Origin of the sequence: Nocardioides sp., assembly GCF_036401255.1 — a bacterium.
Lineage (GTDB): Bacteria > Actinomycetota > Actinomycetes > Propionibacteriales > Nocardioidaceae > Nocardioides.
In genome coordinates this window covers 1-2,690 of sequence record NZ_DASWVI010000151.1, presented here as the reverse complement: position 1 = coordinate 2,690, position 2,690 = coordinate 1, and the positions used below count along the sequence as shown (strand labels likewise).

The following is a 2,690-nucleotide window of genomic DNA, read 5'->3' as shown; positions in this document are numbered from 1 at the left end:
GCGATGCTCGCCGGGTCGACGGTCGCGATCGCGGCGGCGGCGTTCGAGGGCTCCGAGGCGCTCGGTGCCGTCGGGCTGCACGTGGGCCGGCCGGTGCTGCCGATGCTCGCCTCCAGCGCCCCCGACCTGACGGCGGCGCTGGCCAAGGCCGGCGGCGGGTCCGGTGGCGAGGTCGCCGTCGACACCAAGCTCGACGGCATCCGCATCCAGGTGCATCGCTCCGGCTCCGACGTGCTGGTCGCGACCCGGTCGCTGGAGGACATCACCGCGCGGCTGCCCGAGGTGGTCTCCGTCGCGCTCTCGCTGCCCGCGTCCTCGTTCGTGCTCGACGGCGAGGCCCTCGCGCTGACCGAGGACGGCCGGCCGCGCCCGTTCCAGGAGACCGCGTCGCGCACGGCGATGGGTGAGGCCCCCTCTGGTGGGCAGAGCGCCGTCACGCCGTACTTCTTCGACCTGCTGCACCTCGACGGGGAGGACCTGCTCGAGGCCCCCGCCGCCGAGCGGGCGGCCGCGCTCGAGCGGCTGGTGCCCGAGCCACACCGCGTGCCGCGGGTGGTCACCGCCGACCTCGACGTCGCCCAGCAGTTCCTCGCCGCGGCACTGCGCTCGGGCCACGAGGGCGTCGTCGTCAAGGGGCTCGCCGCGCCCTACGAGGCCGGCCGCCGCGGCGCGTCCTGGGTCAAGGTCAAGCCGGTCCACACCCTCGACCTGGTCGTGCTCGCCGTCGAGTGGGGCTCGGGCCGGCGCCGGGGCTGGCTGTCCAACATCCACCTCGGCGCCCGCGACCCCGCGACGGGTGGGTTCGTGATGCTCGGCAAGACATTCAAGGGGATGACCGACGAGATGCTCACCTGGCAGACCGAGCGGTTCCTCGAGCTCGAGACCTCCCGGACGTCGTACGTCGTGCACGTGCGGCCCGAGCAGGTCGTCGAGATCGCCTTCGACGGCGTGCAGCGGTCCACGCGCTACCCCGGCGGCGTCGCGCTGCGGTTCGCCCGGGTGGTGCGCTACCGCGACGACAAGCCGGTGGCCGAGATCGACACGATCGACACCGTGCGGTCGTTCCTGGCCGGCCACTGACCCTCGCGCGGCCCAGCTACCTACATGTGTATGTAGTTCTGGGCTCACCCCCACGCGAGCCGCGGTCACCCTCGACCTCAGGGCGTGGATCCACGGCCCGGATGTGACGCGCGCGTCACGGGCGTGCAACTGCCAGTTGCACGCTCGTACCATGGCCCCATGACCAGCACCACCCCGGACACCGACGGCCGCCGATCGGCGGCCGCGGCCAGGCGCCGGGCCCGCGAGAAGGACATCATCGCCGCCACCCGGGCGTTGTTCGACAAGCGCGGCGTCCGCGACGCGCAGATCGAGGACATCGCCAAGGCGGTCGGCATCAACCGCGCGATCGTCTACCGGCACTTCACCGGCAAGGAGGAGCTGTTCGCGCTGACGCTCGTCGGCTACCTCGACGAGCTCCGCGAGGAGCTCGCGGCCGCGGCGGACACCTCGACCGACCCCCGCGAGCGGCTGACCGCCCTGGTGGGCGCGTTCGTGGAGTACGGCGTGGCGCACCCGGCGTTCGTCGACTGCGCGCAGACGCTGATGCGGCGTACCGGCCCCGAGCTCTTCGACGAGATGTCCGAGAGCGCGATGCTCCGGCTGGGCCGCGGCATCTCCTCCTGCCTGGCCACGCTGAGCCAGGTGCTCGAGGACGGCGTCGCCGCCGGTGCGTTCAAGGTCGAGGACCCCACGCTGCTCGCCAACACGCTCTACGCCAGCGGCCTCGGCGCCCTCCAGCTCGCCCGGGTCGGCATCCTGGTCAAGGAGGCGGCGCCGGGCGTGCCCACGGTCGGCAGCATCTCGCCGGAGCAGGTGCGCGACTACCTGGTCGCGTCCGCGCTGGCCCTGGCCACGCGCTGATCTCCCGTCGAGTGACGCGTACTGGCTGAGATCCGGGCCAGGAGCCAGCCACTTCGCGTCACTCGACGGTCCAGCGGCGTCGGCCAGCCGCTCACTTCTCGAGGATCGCCACGACCCCCTGGCCACCCGCCGCGCAGATCGAGATCAGCGCCCGGCCGCTCTTGGCGTTGGAGGCCGCGCGCTGGGCGACCAGCTTGGCGGCGACGTTGAGGATCCGGCCGCCGGTGGCCGCGAACGGGTGGCCGGCGGCGAGCGAGGAGCCCTTGACGTTCAGCTTGGCGCGGTCGATCGAGCCCAGCGGGGCGTCGAGGCCGAGGCGCTCCTTGCAGAACACCGGGTCCTCCCACGCCTTGAGCGTCGAGAGCACCTGCGAGGCGAACGCCTCGTGGATCTCGTAGAAGTCGAAGTCCTGCAGCGTCAGGCCGTTGCGCTCCAGCATCCGCGGCACGGCGTACGCCGGCGCCATCAGCAGACCCTCCCCGCCGTGCACGTAGTCGACAGCGGCGGTCTCGGAGTCGACGAGGTAGGCCAGCGGCTCGAGCCCGTGCTCGTCGGCCCACTCCTCGCTCGCGAGCAGCACCGCGGAGGCGCCGTCGGACAGCGGCGTCGAGTTGCCGGCCGTCATCGTCGGGTTCTCGTCCTTGGTGCCGAAGACCGGCTTGAGCGTCGACAGCTTCTCGACCGACGAGTCAGGACGAAGGTTCTGGTCCTTGTCGAGGCCGCGGAACGCCGTGTGCTGGTCGTCGAGGAAGCCGCGCTCGTACGCC

At 72.5% G+C, this 2,690-nt stretch carries 2 protein-coding genes and 1 pseudogene; 2 read left to right on the top strand and 1 reads right to left on the bottom strand.

The features are described from left to right. Together VGD85_RS07210 and VGD85_RS07205 are read left to right on the top strand one after the other, a co-directional pair. On the top strand, positions 1-1,080 hold a 1,080-nt coding region (locus VGD85_RS07210), incomplete at its 5' end, for an ATP-dependent DNA ligase (RefSeq protein ID WP_331062770.1). 159 nt (positions 1,081-1,239) lie between these two features. Continuing rightward, positions 1,240-1,923: a TetR/AcrR family transcriptional regulator gene (locus tag VGD85_RS07205; RefSeq protein ID WP_331062769.1), complete on the top strand. Its 684-nt coding sequence runs from the start codon at positions 1,240-1,242 to the stop codon at positions 1,921-1,923. Positions 1,924-2,014: 91 nt separating this feature from the next. Here the strand turns inward: VGD85_RS07205 and VGD85_RS07200 are convergent. After that, a pseudogene (locus VGD85_RS07200) lies at positions 2,015-2,690 on the bottom strand (acetyl-CoA C-acyltransferase); the annotation flags it as partial.

What these genes read in the sequence shown, in the direction of transcription:
- VGD85_RS07205 (WP_331062769.1), top strand. Translation starts at nt 1,240, where the DNA reads ATGACCAGCACCACCCCGGACACCGACGGCCGCCGATCGGCGGCCGCG.